Origin of the sequence: Microbacterium bovistercoris, from assembly GCF_003387575.1 — a bacterium.
GTDB lineage: Bacteria > Actinomycetota > Actinomycetes > Actinomycetales > Microbacteriaceae > Microbacterium > Microbacterium bovistercoris.
In genome coordinates this window covers 165726-183528 of record NZ_QUAB01000045.1, presented here as the reverse complement: position 1 = coordinate 183528, position 17803 = coordinate 165726, and the positions used below count along the sequence as shown (strand labels likewise).

The window sequence follows — 17803 nt, the reverse complement described above, 5'->3', positions numbered from 1 at the left end:
GGCCGCAGGCCGTCGCGCGTTCTTCGTGTCCCGGGGAGGATCACTTCCAGTCCACGAGGAGCAGGCCCTGCTTGGTGTCGGCGTACTTGACCCAGCCGTCGCCGAACTCGTAGGTCACGCCGTAGCCGTCCTCGTCGGTGGCGAACGCGTACTTCGGATCCTCCGTGATGAAGCCCTCGGCGCCGTCGACGCGCTGCCAGCCCTCCGCGAGCATCTTCGACTGCGCATCCGCAGCCGTCTCCGCGTCGATGGGTGCCCAGCCGTACTGCTGACCGTGATCCGAGGCGGCGGAGTAGTCCGCCCAGCTGCACATGATGCCGCCCTCGAGGACGAGCTCGCCGAGAGTGAAGTCGGTGGGCTCTGCGGACCAGCCCTGGTCCTTCAGCGCCTTCACCGTGCCGGCGGAGATGATCGTGTCGCAGGTCGGGTCTGCGCCCTTGGTCGGTGCGGGATCGGGCTCCTCTGCTGCGGCGGTCGCGGGCGGAGCCTCGACGGGCTTCTCCGCCGTCGTGGTCTTCGTCGGGGCCGGTTCGGGAGCGGGGGCGCAGGCGGTGATCGCGAGGGCGAGGGCGAGGACGCCGGTGGCGGCGAGGGGGATGCGGGGGATCATCGTCTCTTGTCGGTCGGTCGGGATGCGGGGGCATCGCCGAGTTGGTCAGCTCGCAGCGCTGCGAGTGAGTTCGAGGACGGCGTCGTGCAGGACGCCGTTGGTGGCGAGGGCGGAGCGGTCCGTGATCGAGTCGGACCCGTCGAACGCGGTGAATCGGCCGCCCGCGGCGCGGACGATCGCGACGGCCGCGGCGATGTCGTACTCCTTGACGTCGAACTCGGCGACCATCTCGAGGCGTCCCTCGGCGAGCAGCATGTAGCTGTACACGTCGCCGTAGGCGCGGTCACGCCAGACGCGTTCGGCCAGGGCCAGCAGTTCGGGCAGATGTCCGGCATCGGCCCACTGGGTGATGCTCTGGAAGCTCACGCTCGCCTCGTCGAGGGATGCCGCCTGCGACACCTGGATCGGACGGTAGCCGCCGTCGCCGTTGGTCCACGCGCCGCGGCCGACCACGCCCCACCAGCGGCGTCCGAGGGCCGGCATGCTGACGACACCCACCGTGGGTACGCCGCCGATCGCCAGTGAGATCATCGTGCCCCACAGGGGCACGCCCCGCAGGAAGTTCGCGGTGCCGTCGATGGGATCGATGATCCACTGCCGGTGCGTGTCACCGCCGGCGCCGAACTCCTCGCCGAGGATCCCGTCGTCGGGGCGCTCGGCCGCAAGGAGGTCGCGGATGGCGCGCTCGGTGGCGAGATCCGCGTCCGTGACATGCGACCGGTCGGCCTTGAGTGACACCTCGAGATCCGCCGCGTCGAATCGCGGCAGCGACTGCGCATCCGCCGCATCGGCGAGCCGCAGGGCGAGCTCGAGATCGGCGTCGAGGGAGCTGTTCGCGGGGGAGGGGGTCACGTTCACAGGATAGTGGGCGGACGTGTGAGAACGACGTGACAACGAGAAACCCCGTCTCATCAAGAACCTGATGAGACGGGGTATTCGGTGCACCCCCTGGGACTTGAACCCAGAACCCACTGATTAAGAGTCAGTTGCTCTGCCGATTGAGCTAGAGGTGCGTATTGCTTGTCCGGCAACGAGGAATTACGTTACCAGGAGCCGGGGGTCGCGGACAAATCCGCGCCGCACTCCCGGGCGCGTCGTCGCCTCGTGCTCAGAGGTGCCCGGAGTCGTTGACGCGCACAACGGCGATTTCCCCGTTCGATCTGCGCTGCATCTCGGTGATCGACGCGTTCCCGATGGGGAGCAGCATCCATGCTGACGGGGGCGCGGAGAGCGCGGAGGCGACGAAGCTGCCGATGACGAATGCGTGCGTCACGATCAGGAGAGTGCCGCCGGCGGGGCCGTCCTCGCCGAGCATCCCGTTGAGCCGTGTCCAGGCAGAGCGCAGCTCGACGCCGTCCTCGTCCTGCTCCTCCGCTGGCGTCTCCCGAAGCCATCCCCAACGGTGCTCCGGATAGTCGCTCCAGCGCCCCGCGGAGGGCATCGGGGTGCGATCGTCGAGGAGAGACGCGACCTCCGCCCGCAGGCCCGCACGCTCGGCGATGGCAGTCGACGTCTGCTGCGCGCGTCGCCGAGGGCTGCTGAGAACCCTGACGATCGGCTCGTCGGCGAGTCGCTCCGCCAGCAGGGCGGCCTGCTGCTCGCCGACCGTGCTCAGCGCGGGGTCGGCGTCATCATGGCCGTGGGCCTGGGCGTGACGCACGAGAAGGATCCGGTCCATTCGAGCAGTCTTCCAGAGGATCTGTGACGGTCGCATCGTTTCGCCGGCCGTTCACCGCTGCGGCTCTTCCGTCCCGCGCATCCTGGTGGGATCATGGCCTTCACGAGGAGGCTCTCATGATCGAGCTCGACGAGATCGACACCGACGAGGACGGCGCGCTCACGGCGATGGCCGACCTTCCCGGCGGGCGGCGCGTCACGGTGCAGTACGACTTCGACGACGACTTCGACCTCGACGAGGAGGACGACGACCTTGACGATCAGGATGATGACGACGGCGGCGGCGGGGTCGACCCGGAGAACCTCCCCGATCTCGACGAGATGCAGTCCACCGCGGAACACGCACTCGCGCGGCTCACCGAGGAGATCCTGAACGGTATCGAGCGCGATGTCGTGCGTGCACTCGCAGAGGCCGCCGCGGAGGACGACGAATCCGATCTCGACGACCTGCTCGCCGACCTCGCCGATGACATCACCCTGGACGGCGTCGTCGTCTTCGGTGACGGCGGCGTGACACTGCTCTACGTGGCCACCGACAACTTCCCGGACATGACCGTGTACTGCCTGCTCGATGACGACCTGGAGATCGACGACCTCATGGTGGAGTAGCGCTACGCCACCCGCACCAGTGCGCCGCCGGTGAGTGTGCGCAACTGCTCGAAGGTCAGTGGCATGACGGAGTGCGGAGTGCCCGCCGCCGCCCAGATCTGCTCGTGCTTCTGCAGATCCTCATCGATGAACGTGCGCAGCGGTGCGGGGTGCCCCACAGGGGCCACGCCGCCGATCGCCTGACCGGTGACCTCGCGCACGAGAGCGGCGGGGGCCATGGCGACCTCGGTGGCGCCGAGAGCGGTGCTCAACACGCCGAAGTCGACCCTGTGCGCGCCGCTGGTCATCACCAGGAGGGGTGTGCCGTCCGCCGTGAGCACGAGGCTGTTCGCGATGGCGCCGACCTCGCAGCCCACCGCCCGGGCGGCTTCGGCCGCCGTGCGCGCCGAGTCGGGCAGCACGACGACCGCGGTGTCGACGCCGGCGGCGGCGAGGTGCTCGGCCACAATGCGGCTGCGCGGGGGAAGCGTCTGCTCGGCGGCCACGACGTCATCGTCTCCTCGGGTCGGGGGAGCGGCGGATCAGGCCGCATCTCCCACGAGGATAGCCTCGGCGTCCTCGCCGGCACCTTCGCTCTCGTCGTCGATGTGTGCGAGCACCTTGCGGCCGAGCAGCACCGTGAGGGCGGCGAGCAGAACCGAGGCGGCGGCGAACAGATACGGCACTGTGGCGTTGTAGTGGTGCCAGAGCAGGGCGGCGAGCGGCGGGGCGGCCGCGCCGCCGAGGAAACGCACGGCCGAGTACGACGAGGAGGCCACGGAGCGGGGCAGATCCGTCGCCTCCATGACCGCCTCGGTGAGCACGGTGTTCATGATGCCGAGCAGCAGGCCGCCGACGATGATGCACACGACGAGCCACATCGCGTCGGCCACGACCAGGCCGGCGACGACCAGATCGATCGCGAGCAGCGGCAGCACGGTGAGGATGATCGTGGTGCGACGCATCCGGCGCATCAGCACCGGAGCGACCCAGACGCTGGTGACGGCGAGGGCCACGCCCCAGCCGAAGAACGTGAAGCCGATGCCCATCGCACCGAATCCGAGCGGGAACGGCGAGAACGCCAGCAGCACGAAGAATCCGATGTTGTAGAACAGGGCGGCGACGGCCAGGATCGCGAGCGCCGGCCGGCCGAGCGCGGTGAACGGCGCGGAGAACGGCACGGGTTCGCGCTTCCCGCCCTTGTCGCGCACCAGGGTGAGCACGGCGATGAAGCCGATGGCCATCAGCACGACGACGCCGAAGAACGGGCCGCGCCAGCTCACTTCACCGAGCAGGCCTCCCAGGAGCGGTCCGACGGCGATGCCGAGGCCCAGTGCAGCCTCGTAGAGGACGATCGCCGCAGCACTGCCGCCGGACGCCGCGCCCACGATGCTCGCGAGGGCGGTGGAGATGAACAGCGCGTTTCCGAGACCCCAGCCGGCGCGGAATCCGATCACGGCCTCGACGCTGCCGCTGGTCGCGCAGAGCAGGGCGAACACGACGATGAGGCCGAGACCGGTGAGCAGGGTCGCCTTTGCACCGATGCGACTGGACACCCAGCTGGTGATGAGCATCGCGAGACCGGTGACGAGAAGGTAACTGGTGAAGAGCAGCTCGGTCTCGACCGGCGTCGCCTTCAGCGACTCGGCGATGGCCGGCAGGATCGGGTCGACGAGGCCGATGCCCATGAACGCCACGACGCAGGCGAACGCCACCGCCCAAACCTGTGCGGGCTGTCTCCAGACCGATCCCGTCGTCGTGCTCATACTGCGTCTCCTGTCTCTCTGCTGTGGTCGTGCAGGATCTGCGCCGCGCGGGCGAGGACTTCCCAGTCCTCGTCGCCCAACCCCGCGAAACGCGGTGCGAGCGTGGCGCGGAACTCCTTGCGCCAGGCGTGGATCGCCTGGCGCCCGTCCGCGGTGATGGTCACGAGCGTCGCCCGCGAGTCGTCGGGGTCTGGAGTCCGCACGACGAGCCCCGCGCGCTCCAGATCACCGATCAGTCGGGTCATTCCGGGCTGCGTGGTGCGGGCGGCCGCAGCGAGGGTCCCGACGCGCTGCGCGGGGGACTCGTCGAGCAGGCTGAGCACTCGCCACTGCGCGGCTGGCGCGTCGTTGCGCGCATCCTGTGCAGCGATCCGGCCCAGTGCGTACGACGACAGCACCAGCGTCGGAATGATCTCGTCTCGATCCATACCAAGAAGTATATATCTAATGGTATGGATTAGGGTTGTCAGCGCCGCGAACCCGCGATCCGCGAGGAGAGCTGGTGCGCGTGGGCGAGCAGAGTGCGGCCGAGCTGGGGGAGCCGATCCGGTCCGAACCGGAACTCGACGCCGGTCAGGCTGAGCGCCCACTCCGGGCGGCCGTCGCGGTCGAAGACCGCAGCGCCCATTCCCCACGATCCCTCCACGATCAGTCCGGGGTTGACGGAGTAGCCGCGCGCCTTGGTCTCGGAGAGCCGGGCGCGCAGAGGGCGTTGCGCGTGAGTGCGCCCCCACCTCTCCGGCAGCTCCGGATGCCGGTCCAGGTAGGCATCCACATCGTGGTCAGGCAGGAACGAGAGGATCGCGAGGCCGGCGCTGGCCACGCCGAGTGGAAAGCGGACACCCTCGCTGAGGACGAAGGACCGGATCGGGAACGACCCCTCCTCGCGCAGCAGGCAGACCGTCTCGTCGGCGCGCCTGACCGAGAGGAAGGCGCTCTCCTCTGTCTTGACGGCGAGAGATCGTACGATGTCGCGCGCGAGTTCGGTCACGTCGTAGCGCGCCGCGGCGACGGTGCCCATCAGATACAGCTCGGGGCCGGGCATCCAGAGTGCGGTCGCGCGGTCCTGGTCGACCAGGCCCTCCGCCTGCAGGGCGCTCAGCAGGCGGTGCGCGGTCGACCGGCTGAGGTCGGCGTCTCTGGCGAGCGCCTGCAGTGAGGCGCCGTCGGCCGCGGCGGTGACAAGTCGCAGCAGGCGCGACGCGCGGGCGATCGCCTGCGCACCCGGCACAGTGCGTCTGGCCGTGGACAAGGATTCCATAATGTGGACGCTAGTCCTCGCCGCGACCACATCGCAAGCATCCGGTTGGCGCACCGCCCTCCGCGGGCGGATGCTGGAGGGGTACCCCATCACGAAGGAGTGACGCGTGATCGACAAGCAATGGGCATCGGCCGCAGAGGCGGTCGCCGACATCCCCGACGGAGCGTCGTTGGCCGTCGGCGGATTCGGCCTGTCCGGCAATCCGATGAAGCTCATCGAGGCCCTGCACGCGCAGGGCACCCGCGATCTCAGCATCGTCAGCAACAACTGCGGCGTGGACGACTGGGGGCTCGGCATCCTGCTGGGCGCGCGGCGAATTCGCAAGATGACCTCGTCGTACGTCGGCGAGAACAAGGAGTTCGAGCGGCAGTTCCTCTCGGGCGAGCTCGAGCTGGAGCTCACGCCTCAGGGCACACTGGCCGAGAAGCTGCGCGCAGGCGGCGCGGGCATCGCGGCGTTCTTCACCCAGACCGGCGTCGGCACCCAGGTGGCGGAGGGCGGCCTGCCCCGCCGTTACGACGGCGATGGCGGCATCGCGATCGAGTCCCCGGTCAAGGAGGTGCGCAGCTTCTCACTCGCCGGAACGCCGCGCGACTACGTGCTCGAGGAGTCGATCGTCACCGACTTCGCCCTCGTGCACGCCTGGCGCGGAGACCGGCACGGGAACCTGATCTTCAACAAGGCGGCGCGCAACTTCAACCCGCTCGCCGCGCAGGCCGGTCGCATCTGCATCGCGCAGGTCGAGGAACTCGTCGAGCCAGGCGAGCTCGACCCCGACTGCATCCACCTGCCCGGCATCTACGTGCACCGCGTCGTGGAGGTCGGCACCGGCATCGAGAAGCGCATCGAACGGCGCACGATCACGGAGGCGAACTGACATGGCGCTCACCCGCAATGAGATGGCCGCCCGCGCTGCGCGCGAACTGCAGGACGGTGCGTACGTGAACCTCGGCATCGGCCTGCCCACCCTGGTGCCCAACTACGTGCCAGAGGATGTCACGGTCGTGCTGCAGTCCGAGAACGGCATCCTCGGCGTCGGTCCGTATCCGACGGAGGAGCACGTCGACCCCGACCTCATCAACGCCGGGAAGGAGACCGTCACGACGCTGCCAGGTGCGGCGTACTTCGACTCCGCGACGAGCTTCGGCATGATCCGCGGAGGCAAGATCGACGCCGCGATCCTCGGCGCCATGCAGGTGTCGGCCCGCGGTGACCTCGCCAACTGGATGATCCCCGGCAAGATGGTCAAGGGACCGGGCGGCGCCATGGACCTCGTGCACGGCGCCGGACGCGTGATCGTGCTGATGGAGCACGTGGCCAAGGACGGCAGCGCCAAGATCGTGAACGACTGCTCGCTGCCGCTCACCGGACGCGGCGTGGTGCACCGCATCATCACCGACCTCGCGGTGATCGATGTCACGGATGCCGGGCTGGTGCTGGTGGAGACCGCGCCCGGCGTCTCCGTGGCGGAAGTGATCGAGGCCACGGAACCCGGACTGATCGTCTCAGAAGCACTGAAGGAGAACTCATGAGCGACATCGTCATCGTCGCCGCCGCGCGCACGCCGCAGGGGCGGCTCAAGGGCCAGCTGGCGGCCTTCACCGCGCCGCAGCTCGGCTCGCTCGCGATCAAGGGTGCACTGACGCAGGGCGGCATCGACCCTTCCGAGGTCGACGCCGTCATCGTCGGCCAGGTACTGCCGGCAGGCTCGGGACAGAACCCCGCCCGCCAGGCCGCCATCGGTGCGGGGATCGGCTGGGACGTTCCGGCGAGTTCGGTGAACAAGGTCTGCCTCTCCGGGCTCACCGCGATCATCGACGCCGCCCGTATGATCCGGCTCGGCGACGCGACCACGGTCGTCACCGCCGGGATGGAGTCGATGACCAGGGCGCCGCACCTGCTCATGGGCTCGCGCGACGGCTGGACCTACGGCACCGTCGAGGTGCTCGACCACATGGCGTACGACGGCCTCACCGACGTCTACGACAGGGAGAGCATGGGGGCGTCCACCGAGCGGCAGAACCCGCGTTACGAGCAGACCCGCGAGACCCAGGACCGCGTCGCCGAGCTCTCGCACCAGCGCGCCGCCGCAGCGGCGGAGGCCGGCGTCTTCGACGCCGAGATCGTCGCCGTCGAGGTGCCGCAGCGCAAGGGCGACCCTCTCGTGCTCACGCGCGACGAGGGCGTGCGACCCGAGACGACGATGGAGACGCTCGCGAAGCTGCGTCCCGCCTTCGCGGAGGGCGGCACGATCACCGCGGGCAACTCCTCGCAGATCTCCGACGGTGCATCCTCGGTGATCCTCACCACCCGGGAGAACGCCGAGGCCAAGGGATGGCCGATGCTCGCCGTCGTCGGCGCGAGCGGCCAGACCGCCGGTCCGGACAATTCGCTGCAGGCGCAGCCGGCGCGGGCGATCCGACGTGCCTGCGAGAAGCAGGGCATCTCGCCCTCGGATCTCGATCTCGTCGAGATCAACGAGGCCTTCGGTGCCGTGGTCGCGCGATCGCAGGAAGAACTGGGCCTCAGCGAGGACATCGTCAACGTCCACGGCGGGGGCATCGCGATCGGGCATCCGATCGGTGCCAGTGGCAACCGGCTCGTCGCGCACATGGCGCACGAACTGGTCCGCCGCGGATCCGGCACGGTCGCCGTCGGCCTGTGCGGCGGCGGCGGTCAGGGCGAGGCGCTCATTCTCACCCGCTGACGATCAGCGCTTCGTCGCCTTCGCGGTCTTCTCGATCAGCTTCGCCTGCTTCCTGGCCCGCTTCGCCTGGACGGGGGCGAGGGGGGAGTCGACCGCGACGGCGACGCCGCGCTCGTCGCGGCGCATGTCGACGACGGCGCCGATGGCGAAGGCGAGGGTGATGGCCCAGCTCGCCCAGGCGAGCAGTGCCCGCCAGGTGATGGGCGCATCGCGGGTGCCGCGCAGCAGCGAGATCCCTGCGGAGATCGCGGCGAACAGGCCGGTGCTGAACAGGTAGCGCATGGATCCACGCTAGCGGTTTCCCGCAAGTCGCGCCCGGTAGAATGGCTGGTGGATGCCACGCATCCGCCAGCTGTGTATCTTCCGGCCGTCGGCACCCCGACGGATAGCGGCGGCACCCGACCCCGCGCCGATCCGGCGCGCGAGAGCCATGACACAGACCACCTCCTCACCGAGCCTGATCCGCCTGGCAGGCCTTCCGTACTTCGTCATCGCGTTCATCGCGCGGCTGCCGTTCGCCATGATGGTCGTCGGCGTGCTCACCCTGGCGGTCTCCGCCCGCGGCTCCATCTCGCTGGGCGGGCTCACCTCGGCGGCCGTCGGTCTCGGCACGGCCTGCATCGGCCCGCTGCTCGGTGCTGCTGCCGACCGTTTCGGACAGCGCCCGGTGCTGCTGATCATCGCGGTCGCGAATGCTGCGGCACTCGTGCTGTTCACTCTCGCCGTATACAGCACGGCACCGGACGCCGTGATGCTGATCGCCGCATTCGCGATCGGAGCGACCGCTCCGCAGGTCGCTCCGATGTCGCGCTCCCGGCTCGTCACGATGATCACTGAGAACATGCCGCGCTCGCGCCAGCCGAAGGTGATCGGCGGGACGATGGCCTACGAGTCCGCTGCGGACGAGACCGTGTTCGTGTTCGGCCCGTTCCTCGTCGGCGTGCTCGCCTCGCTGATCGCGCCGTGGGCACCGCTGGTGATCGGCGCCGCGCTCACGGTCCTGTTCGTCGGCGCGTTCGCGCTGCATCCGAGTGGTGCGCACATCTCCGCGGCGCGGAAGGCCGATGGCGCGGCCGTGGCGCCCGTGCGCGAGCTGTTCCGCGCGCGTCTGCTCGTGGTCGTCGTGGGCATGTTCGGTGTCGGACTGTTCTTCGGAACGATGCTCACGGCACTGACGAGCTTCATGGAGGACCGCGGCCACCCCGAGCAGGCCGGGCTCCTGTACGGCGTGATGGGCGTCGGCTCGGCCGTGCTCGCCCTCGGCGTCGCCTTCCTGCCGCCGAGCTTCAGCCTGCGGAACCGGTGGCTGGTGTTCTCCGGGATCCTGTTCGCGGGCACCCTCCTGCTGTTCGTCGTCCACGATGTGCCGACCATGAGCCTGGCGCTGGGACTGATGGGCATCGGCATCGGCCCGACCCTCGTGACGCAGTACAGCTTCGGCGCCGCGCACACCCCCGCCGGCCGCTCGGCGACGGTCATGACCATGCTCGGCTCCTCGATCATCGTCGGACAGTCCCTCGGAGCGGCGGTCACCGGCCGGCTGGCCGAGAGCGTGGGGACGAGCGTCGCGCTGTACCTGCCGATCCTCGCCGCGGCCATCGTGGTCGTCGCCGGCGTGGTCAACCACGTGCTGAACTCCCCGCGCCGTCTCGCTCGATAGCCTGTAGACCTGTTAGGGAGGTCGCCCTCGTCGGCGACAGGACGGGAGGATCCGTGTCGCGCAGCGAACAGGCGGAGTTCGTGGTGGTGGCCAACAGGCTGCCCGTGGACCGGGTCGTCGCCCCGGATGGCGAGGAGAGCTGGCGCACCTCGCCCGGCGGTCTGGTGGCCGCCCTCGAGCCGATGATGCGCCGCGTCGACGGCGCCTGGGTGGGCTGGGCGGGCCAGCCCGACCTCGAGCTCGCCCCGTTCACCGCGGACGGCATCCGGCTGATCCCCATCGCGCTCAGCGCCGAGGAGATCGCGGAGTATTACGAGGGCTTCTCCAACGACACGATCTGGCCCCTCTACCACGACGTCATCGCTCCGCCGCAGTACCACCGCGAATGGTGGGACGCCTACGTGCGGGTGAACCGGCGCTTCGCCGAGGCCGCCGCTGCGGCCTGCGCGAAGGACGGCACGATCTGGGTGCACGACTACCAGCTGCAGCTCGCTCCGGCGATGATCCGCGAGCTGCGCCCCGACGTCACGATCGGCTACTTCCACCACATCCCGTTCCCCGCGCACGGCCTGTACGCCCAACTGCCCTGGCGCGACCAGGTGCTGCACGGCCTGCTCGGGGCCGACGTGATCGGATTCCAGCGCGCGCAGGACGCGACGAACTTCCTCGCGGCCGTCCGCCGGCGCCTGCGGCACGAGGTCAAGGCCTCGACAGTGACCAAGGCCGACGGCCACTCTCCGCTGGTGAAGGCCTTCCCGATCTCGATCGACACCGCGCCGTACCGAGAGCTCGCGCAGCGCCCCGACATCCGCGCAAGAGCCGCTGAGATCCGGGCTGAACTCGGAAATCCGAAGCGCATCCTGCTGGGCGTGGACCGCCTCGACTACACGAAGGGCATCCGGCACAGGGTCAAGGCCTACGGAGAGCTCCTCGAGCAGGGCAGGATCTCGGTCGAGGACGTCACCTTCGTGCAGGTGGCCAGCCCCAGCCGGGAGCGCGTGGACGCGTACGTGCACCTGCGCGATGAGATCGAGCTCGCGGTGGCCCGCATCAACGGCGACCACGACACCACCGGGCACACGGCCATCCGGTACCTGCATCAGGGCTTCCCCCGCGAGGAGATGGTCGCGCTCTACCTCGCCGCCGACGTCATGCTGGTGACCGCGCTGCGAGACGGCATGAACCTCGTCGCCAAGGAGTACGTCGCCACCCGGTTCGACAACAGGGGAGCGCTGGTGCTGAGCGAGTTCACCGGCGCGGCGGACGAGCTGCGGCAGGCCGTGCGCGTGAACCCGCACGACATCGAGGGCCTGAAGGAGGCCATCATGACCGCGATCGAGATGCCCGCCTCCGAACAGGGCAGGCGGATGCGCTCGCTGCGCAAGCGCGTGCTCGAACACGACGTGGATGCCTGGTCGACGTCGTTCCTCGACGCGCTCGCCGACGCGCGCGCCAAGAAGGCCCGCGCATGACGCGCGCCTGGATTCCCGGAACGGCGGATGCTGCGCTCGCTGCCGTCGCCCGCACGCCACGGCTGCTCGTCGCGCTGGACTTCGACGGCACGCTGTCGGAACTCGTCGCCGACGCGATGAGTGCGCGTGCCGTGCCCGAGGCGGCCGCCGCCGTCGAGCGCCTGGCCGCACTGCCGGACACGCTGGTGGCGCTGGTGTCCGGGCGCACCCTCGAGCACCTCCGGATCATCGCCGAGCACGATGACGACTCGCCCGTGGCGCTCGCGGGCTCGCACGGCGCACAGGAATGGACCCCCGGGGTCGGGGCGACCGAGCCGGCCGACCCGCCCGAAGAGCGCGATCTGCGCGAACAGCTCTGGACCGACGTCGAGGAACTCCTCGCCGCGTATCCGGGCGTCGCGCTGGAGCGCAAGACGTACGGCCTCGGCATCCACGGGCGATCGGCGGACGTCGCGGTGGAGGCGCAGGCGTTCTCCGCCGTCGACCAGCTGATGGCGCGGCGGGCTCCGCACTGGCGGCGCCGCACCGGCAGCCGCATCCTCGAGTTCTCCTCCCGGCAGGAGGGCAAGGACGCCGCGATCGCCACGCTCCGAGCCCGGTTCGGTGCCACCGCCGTCCTGTTCGCCGGCGACGACGTGACCGACGAGGATGCACTGCGCTCCCTGGCGCCCGGCGACCTGGGCGTGCGCGTCGGCCCGGGGGAGAGCGCGGCCGCGCTGCGTGTGGAGAACCCGCAGCAGATGTCGGCCCTTCTGGCGTCCATCGCGGATGAGCGGGGCGCCGGTCGGGAATAGACTTCCGTCATGTCCCTCCACGAAGCACCCGACGCCGCTCCAGCGATCGACATCAAGCCCCGCAGCCGCGTCGTCACCGACGGGATCGAGGCCACCACGTCCCGCGGCATGCTCCGCGCCGTCGGCATGGGCGACGCCGACTGGGACAAACCCCAGATCGGCATCGCATCCAGCTGGAACGAGATCACGCCCTGCAACCTCAGCCTCGACCGCCTCGCGCAGGGCGCGAAGGAGGGCGTGCACTCCGGCGGGGGCTACCCGCTGCAGTTCGGCACCATCTCCGTCTCCGACGGCATCTCGATGGGCCACGAGGGCATGCACTTCTCGCTGGTCTCGCGCGAGGTCATCGCCGATTCCGTCGAGACGGTGATGATGGCGGAGCGACTGGACGGCTCCGTGCTGCTGGCGGGCTGTGACAAGTCGATCCCCGGCATGCTCATGGCCAGCGCCCGCCTCGACCTGTCCAGCGTCTTCCTGTACGCCGGCTCGATCGCGCCCGGCTGGGTCAAGCTCTCCGACGGCACCGAGAAGGACGTCACGATCATCGATTCGTTCGAGGCCGTCGGCGCCTGCCGCGCCGGCCTCATGAGCGAGGAGGACCTCAAGCGCATCGAGTGCGCCATCGCACCCGGTGAGGGCGCCTGCGGCGGCATGTACACCGCGAACACGATGGCGTCGGTCGCCGAGGCCCTGGGGCTCAGCCTGCCCGGCTCCGCCGCCCCGCCGGCGGCCGACCGCCGTCGCGACTACTACGCGCACCGCTCCGGTGAGGCCGTGGTCGAACTGCTCCGTCAGGGCATCACCACCCGCGACATCCTCACCAAGGAGGCGTTCGAGAACGCGATCGCCCTGGCGATGGCGCTCGGCGGCTCGACCAACGTCGTGCTGCACCTGCTCGCGATCGCCCGGGAGGCCGAGGTCGAGCTCAGCCTGCACGACTTCAACCGGATCGGCGACAGGGTTCCGCACGTGGCCGACATGAAGCCGTTCGGCAAGTACGTCATGAACGATGTCGACCGGCACGGCGGCATCCCGGTGATCATGAAGGCGATGCTCGACGAGGGCCTGCTGCACGGCGACGCGCTCACCGTGACCGGCAAGACGCTCGCGGAGAACCTCGCCGAGCTCGACCCGCTGCCGATCGACGGCGAGGTCATCCACACCTTCGACAACCCGATCCACGCCACCGGCGGTCTGACGATCCTGCACGGTTCGCTCGCGCCTGAGGGTGCTGTCGTGAAGACCGCCGGCTTCGACGCCGCCGTCTTCGAGGGCAAGGCACGCGTGTTCGAGCGCGAGCGGGCGGCGATGGACGCGGTCGCGGAGGGCTCGATCGAACCGGGCACCGTCATCGTGATCCGCTACGAGGGTCCCAAGGGCGGCCCCGGAATGCGCGAGATGCTCGCGATCACCGCGGCCATCAAGGGCGCGGGGCTCGGAAAAGATGTACTACTCTTGACAGACGGACGATTCTCAGGCGGCACAACCGGCCTGTGCATCGGCCACATAGCACCCGAAGCGGTGGACGCTGGTCCTATCGCCTTCGTGCGCGATGGTGATCTTATTCGGGTCGATATCGCGGCTCGTGCTCTCGACCTACTCGTCGACGAGTCCGAGCTGAGCTCCCGCCGTGAGGGCTGGGAGCCGCTTCCCCCGCGCTACACCCGAGGCGTTCTCGCCAAGTACTCCCGACTCGTGCGCTCCGCTGCAGAAGGAGCCACCACCGGTTGAGTGCCCAGGCATCCCGACGAATCCGCCAGATCACATCAGGAATGACACATGACTGCTGACACCGCACCGGCCGTGCCACGGCCACCCGCCCGTCCTGCCGCCGCCCCGGACATCTCCGGGGCCGAGGCCGTCGTCCGCTCGCTCGAGAAGCTCGGCGTCACCGACGTCTTCGGCATCCCGGGCGGCGCGATCATGCCCGTGTACGACCCGCTGATGGACTCCACCGGTGTCCGCCACGTGCTCGTCAGGCACGAACAGGGCGGCGGGCATGCGGCCGAGGGCTACGCCACGGCATCCGGCAAGGTCGGCGTGACCATCGCGACCTCCGGCCCCGGTGCGACCAACCTCGTGACCGCGATCGCGGACGCCTACATGGACTCGATCCCGATCGTGGCGATCACCGGACAGGTGTTCTCCACGCTGATGGGCACCGACGCGTTCCAGGAGGCCGACATCGTCGGCATCACCATGCCGGTGACGAAGCACTCCTTCCTGGTGAAGGACGCCACCGAGATCCCCGGGGCCATCGCCGCCGCGTTCGAGATCGCCTCGACCGGCCGCCCCGGCCCGGTGCTCGTGGACATCACCAAGGACGCCCAGCAGCAGGTCGCACCGTTCGTGTGGCCCCCGAAGGTGGACCTGCCCGGCTACCGCCCGGTGACGAAGGCGCACGGCAAGCAGATCCAGGCCGCGGCCGCGCTGCTGGCCGAGTCGAAGAAGCCGGTGCTCTACGTCGGCGGCGGCGTGATCCGCGGCAAGGCGTCGGAGCAGCTGTACGCGCTGGCGGAGTCGACCGGTGCACCGGTCGTGACCACGCTGATGGCGCGCGGCGCGTTCCCCGACTCGCACCAGCAGCACCTCGGCATGCCCGGCATGCACGGCACGGTCCCGGCCGTGCTGGCGCTGCAGGAGTCCGATCTCATCGTGTCGCTCGGGGCACGGTTCGACGACCGCGTCACCGGCAAGGCATCACTGTTCGCGCCGAACGCGAAGGTCGTGCACGTCGACATCGACCCGGCGGAGATCTCCAAGATCCGTACTGCTGATGTGCCGATCGTGGGTGACCTGCGCGAGGTCCTCGTCGATCTCGACACCGCCTACCGCGGCATCACCTCGGGGGCGAAGCCCGACATCGAGGAGTGGTGGTCCTACCTCGACGGCCTGCGCACCGAGTTCCCGCTCGGCTACTCGCAGCCCGAGGACGGCCTGATGTCGCCGCAGTACGTGATCCAGCGCATCGGAGAGCTCACCGGCCCCGAGGCGGTCTACGCCGCCGGCGTCGGCCAGCACCAGATGTGGGCCGCGCAGTTCATCAAGTACGAGCGCCCCAACTCCTGGCTCAACTCCGGCGGCGCCGGCACGATGGGGTACTCGGTCCCGGCGGCGATGGGCGCCAAGGTGGCCGAGCCCGACCGTGTGGTGTGGTCGATCGACGGCGACGGATGCTTCCAGATGACCAACCAGGAGCTCGCCACCTGCGTCATCAACAACATCCCGATCAAGGTCGCGATCATCAACAACTCGTCGCTCGGCATGGTGCGGCAGTGGCAGACGCTGTTCTACGACGGCCGTCACTCGAACACCGACCTGAACACCGGGCACGGCACCGCCCGCATCCCCGACTTCGTCAAGCTGGCCGAGGCCTACGGCTGCCTCGCCCTGCGGGTCGAGAAGGAGGAGGACGTGGACGCCGCGATCCAGACGGCCCTCGAGACGAACGACCGCCCGGTGGTGATCGACTTCGTGGTGAGCGCCGACGCGATGGTGTGGCCGATGGTGCCGCAGGGCGTCAGCAACAGCTACGTCCAGTACGCCCGAGACCACGCCCCGGCGTTCGACGAGGAGGACTGATCATGTCGAAGCACGTGCTGAGCCTGCTCGTCGAGGACCGTCCGGGTCTGCTGACCCGCGTCGCGGGGCTGTTCGCCCGCCGCGGCTTCAACATCGAGTCCCTCGCGGTGGGGGTCACCGAGGTGCCTGGCGTCTCGCGCATCACCGTCGTGGTGGATGTCGAGGACCTGCCCCTCGAGCAGGTCACCAAGCAGCTGAACAAGCTGATCAACGTGATCAAGATCGTCGAGCTCGAGCCGACGGCGTCGGTGCAGCGCCATCACATGCTCATCAAGGTGCGCACCGACAACAACACCCGTTCGAACGTGCTCGAGGTCGTGAACCTGTTCCGCGCCTCCGTCGTCGACTACGCCCCGGACGCCCTGGTGGTCGAGGTCACCGGCGACAAGGGCAAGGTCGAGGCCCTGCTGCGCGCCCTCGAGCCCTTCGGCGTGAAGGAGCTGGCGCAGTCCGGGCTCGTCGCCATCGGCCGCGGCGGCAAGAGCATCACCGAACGCGTGCTGCGCGGCTGATCCGCGGAAACCATGCTTGCCCGCTCGATTGCTGAGCGAGCGAAGCGAGACGAAGTACCACTATCAAGGAGAAATACAAGTGAGCACCGAGATCTTCTACGACGCTGACGCCGACCTGTCGATCATCCAGAGCAAGAAGGTCGCGATCGTCGGCTACGGCTCGCAGGGTCACGCCCACGCGATGAACCTTCGCGACTCGGGTGTCGAGGTCGCGATCGCCCTCAAGGAGGGCTCGAAGTCGATCGCCAAGGCCGAGGAGGCCGGCTTCCCGGTCAAGTCCGTGGCGGATGCCGCCGAGTGGGCCGACCTGATCATGATCCTCGCGCCGGACCAGCACCAGCGCGGCATCTACTCCGACTCGATCAAGGACAAGCTGGCCCCGGGCAAGACGCTGGCCTTCGCGCACGGCTTCAACATCCGCTTCGGCTACATCGACGCGCCCGAGGGCGTCGATGTGATCCTGATCGCCCCGAAGGCGCCCGGCCACACGGTGCGCCGCGAGTTCGTCGCCGGCCGCGGCATCCCGGACATCATCGCCGTCGAGCGCGACGCATCGGGTCAGGCCTGGGACGTCGCACTGTCGTACGCGAAGGCGATCGGCGGCACCCGCGCCGGCGTCATCAAGACCACGTTCACCGAGGAGACCGAGACCGACCTGTTCGGCGAGCAGGCCGTGCTGTGCGGTGGCATGAGCCACCTCGTGCAGGCCGGCTTCGAGACCCTCACCGAGGCGGGCTACCAGCCGCAGATCGCCTACTTCGAGGTGCTGCACGAGCTGAAGCTCATCGTGGACCTGATGTGGGAGGGCGGCATCGCCAAGCAGCGCTGGTCGATCTCCGACACCGCCGAGTTCGGCGACTACGTCTCCGGCCCGCGCGTCATCGACGCCGGCGTGAAGGCCCGCATGGGCGAGGTGCTGGCCGACATCCAGTCCGGCGCCTTCGCGAAGCGCTTCATCGAGGACCAGGACAACGGCGGCGCCGAGTTCCTCGCCCTCCGCGAGAAGGAGCAGGGACACCCGATCGAGGCGACCGGCAAGGAGCTGCGCGCTCTGTTCGCCTGGAAGCAGTCGGACGAGGACTACGTCGAGGGCAGCGCTGCGCGCTGACCTGACAGACACCGGAGAAGCGGATGTCGCCCAGCGGGCGGCATCCGCTCTTCTGTCTTCACCGAC

The 17803-nt window shown here is 69.3% G+C and carries 19 protein-coding genes and 1 tRNA gene; 11 read left to right on the top strand and 9 right to left on the bottom strand.

The genetic code is table 11. The features are described from left to right. Window positions 1–40: 40 nt before the first annotated feature. The 4 genes from DY023_RS13270 to DY023_RS13255 form a co-directional block, all read right to left on the bottom strand. Entirely contained in the window at window positions 41–610 is a 570-nt protein-coding gene (locus tag DY023_RS13270; protein ID WP_116242805.1) for a hypothetical protein, read from the bottom strand. A 45-nt stretch (window positions 611–655) separates the two neighbouring features. After that, on the bottom strand, window positions 656–1462 hold the full coding sequence (locus tag DY023_RS13265; protein ID WP_245958702.1) for an inositol monophosphatase family protein: 807 nt from the start codon (window positions 1460–1462) through the stop codon (window positions 656–658). A gap of 88 nt (window positions 1463–1550) precedes the next feature. Continuing rightward, window positions 1551–1623: transfer RNA gene (locus tag DY023_RS13260), tRNA-Lys, on the bottom strand. Window positions 1624–1718: 95 nt separating this feature from the next. Next, complete coding sequence (locus DY023_RS13255; protein WP_181905850.1) at window positions 1719–2288, bottom strand: histidine phosphatase family protein; 570 nt, start codon at window positions 2286–2288, stop codon at window positions 1719–1721. A 116-nt stretch (window positions 2289–2404) separates the two neighbouring features. Here DY023_RS13255 and DY023_RS13250 point away from each other — a divergent pair, with 116 nt between their 5' ends. Further along, the gene (locus DY023_RS13250; RefSeq protein WP_116242802.1) at window positions 2405–2896 is read left to right on the top strand and encodes a hypothetical protein; all 492 of its coding nucleotides are present in this window, start codon (window positions 2405–2407) and stop codon (window positions 2894–2896) included. Between the two features lie 2 nt (window positions 2897–2898). On the opposite strand, the gene DY023_RS13245 is transcribed toward DY023_RS13250, so the two are convergent. The 4 genes from DY023_RS13245 to DY023_RS13230 are packed head-to-tail and all read right to left on the bottom strand — an operon-like array spanning window position 2899 to window position 5902. Beyond that, window positions 2899–3381 (bottom strand): YbaK/EbsC family protein, encoded by a 483-nt coding sequence (locus DY023_RS13245; RefSeq protein ID WP_245958701.1) that lies wholly within the window; start codon window positions 3379–3381, stop codon window positions 2899–2901. A gap of 36 nt (window positions 3382–3417) precedes the next feature. After that, a complete protein-coding gene (locus DY023_RS13240; RefSeq protein ID WP_116242801.1) occupies window positions 3418–4641 on the bottom strand; it encodes an MFS transporter in 1224 nt (407 codons plus the stop codon). Continuing rightward, on the bottom strand, window positions 4638–5069 hold the full coding sequence (locus DY023_RS13235; RefSeq protein WP_116242800.1) for a MarR family winged helix-turn-helix transcriptional regulator: 432 nt from the start codon (window positions 5067–5069) through the stop codon (window positions 4638–4640). Before DY023_RS13235 ends, DY023_RS13240 begins: the two co-directional genes overlap by 4 nt. 38 nt (window positions 5070–5107) lie before the next feature. Continuing rightward, the gene (locus DY023_RS13230; RefSeq protein WP_181905849.1) at window positions 5108–5902 is read right to left on the bottom strand and encodes an IclR family transcriptional regulator; all 795 of its coding nucleotides are present in this window, start codon (window positions 5900–5902) and stop codon (window positions 5108–5110) included. Between the two features lie 106 nt (window positions 5903–6008). Between DY023_RS13230 and DY023_RS13225 the strand changes: the two genes are divergently transcribed. From DY023_RS13225 to DY023_RS13215, 3 genes are read left to right on the top strand one after another with little or no spacing between them, the layout of a single operon-like run. Further along, window positions 6009–6779, top strand: a complete 771-nt coding sequence (locus DY023_RS13225; RefSeq protein ID WP_116242799.1) for a CoA transferase subunit A — start codon at window positions 6009–6011, stop codon at window positions 6777–6779. 1 nt (window position 6780) lies between these two features. Next, a complete protein-coding gene (locus DY023_RS13220; protein ID WP_181905848.1) occupies window positions 6781–7434 on the top strand; it encodes a CoA transferase subunit B in 654 nt (217 codons plus the stop codon). Next, window positions 7431–8609: an acetyl-CoA C-acetyltransferase gene (locus DY023_RS13215; protein ID WP_116242798.1), complete on the top strand. Its 1179-nt coding sequence runs from the start codon at window positions 7431–7433 to the stop codon at window positions 8607–8609. The genes DY023_RS13220 and DY023_RS13215 overlap by 4 nt, the downstream gene beginning before the upstream one ends. Before the next feature lie 3 nt (window positions 8610–8612). Here DY023_RS13215 and DY023_RS13210 read toward each other — a convergent pair whose 3' ends face one another. Beyond that, window positions 8613–8891, bottom strand: coding sequence for a hypothetical protein (locus tag DY023_RS13210; RefSeq protein ID WP_116242797.1), 279 nt, complete (start codon window positions 8889–8891; stop codon window positions 8613–8615). 148 nt (window positions 8892–9039) lie between these two features. Here DY023_RS13210 and DY023_RS13205 point away from each other — a divergent pair, with 148 nt between their 5' ends. The 7 genes from DY023_RS13205 to ilvC all read left to right on the top strand — a co-directional run bounded on the left by DY023_RS13205 (window position 9040) and on the right by ilvC (window position 17737). Then, entirely contained in the window at window positions 9040–10269 is a 1230-nt protein-coding gene (locus DY023_RS13205) for an MFS transporter (protein WP_116242796.1), read from the top strand. A 53-nt stretch (window positions 10270–10322) separates the two neighbouring features. After that, complete coding sequence (locus tag DY023_RS13200; protein ID WP_116242795.1) at window positions 10323–11741, top strand: alpha,alpha-trehalose-phosphate synthase (UDP-forming); 1419 nt, start codon at window positions 10323–10325, stop codon at window positions 11739–11741. After that, the gene (otsB, locus tag DY023_RS13195; protein ID WP_116242794.1) at window positions 11738–12535 is read left to right on the top strand and encodes a trehalose-phosphatase; all 798 of its coding nucleotides are present in this window, start codon (window positions 11738–11740) and stop codon (window positions 12533–12535) included. Before DY023_RS13200 ends, otsB begins: the two co-directional genes overlap by 4 nt. Before the next feature lie 9 nt (window positions 12536–12544). Next, window positions 12545–14266 carry a dihydroxy-acid dehydratase gene (gene ilvD / locus DY023_RS13190; protein WP_116242793.1) on the top strand — a complete coding sequence of 574 codons (1722 nt, stop codon included), beginning with the start codon at window positions 12545–12547 and terminating at the stop codon, window positions 14264–14266. A 48-nt stretch (window positions 14267–14314) separates the two neighbouring features. Beyond that, the gene (locus DY023_RS13185; protein WP_116242792.1) at window positions 14315–16117 is read left to right on the top strand and encodes an acetolactate synthase large subunit; all 1803 of its coding nucleotides are present in this window, start codon (window positions 14315–14317) and stop codon (window positions 16115–16117) included. 2 nt (window positions 16118–16119) lie between these two features. Continuing rightward, window positions 16120–16629, top strand: a complete 510-nt coding sequence (gene ilvN / locus DY023_RS13180) for an acetolactate synthase small subunit (RefSeq protein ID WP_116242791.1) — start codon at window positions 16120–16122, stop codon at window positions 16627–16629. 79 nt (window positions 16630–16708) lie between these two features. Then, window positions 16709–17737, top strand: a complete 1029-nt coding sequence (gene ilvC, locus DY023_RS13175; RefSeq protein WP_116242790.1) for a ketol-acid reductoisomerase — start codon at window positions 16709–16711, stop codon at window positions 17735–17737. Window positions 17738–17803 lie beyond the last annotated feature (66 nt).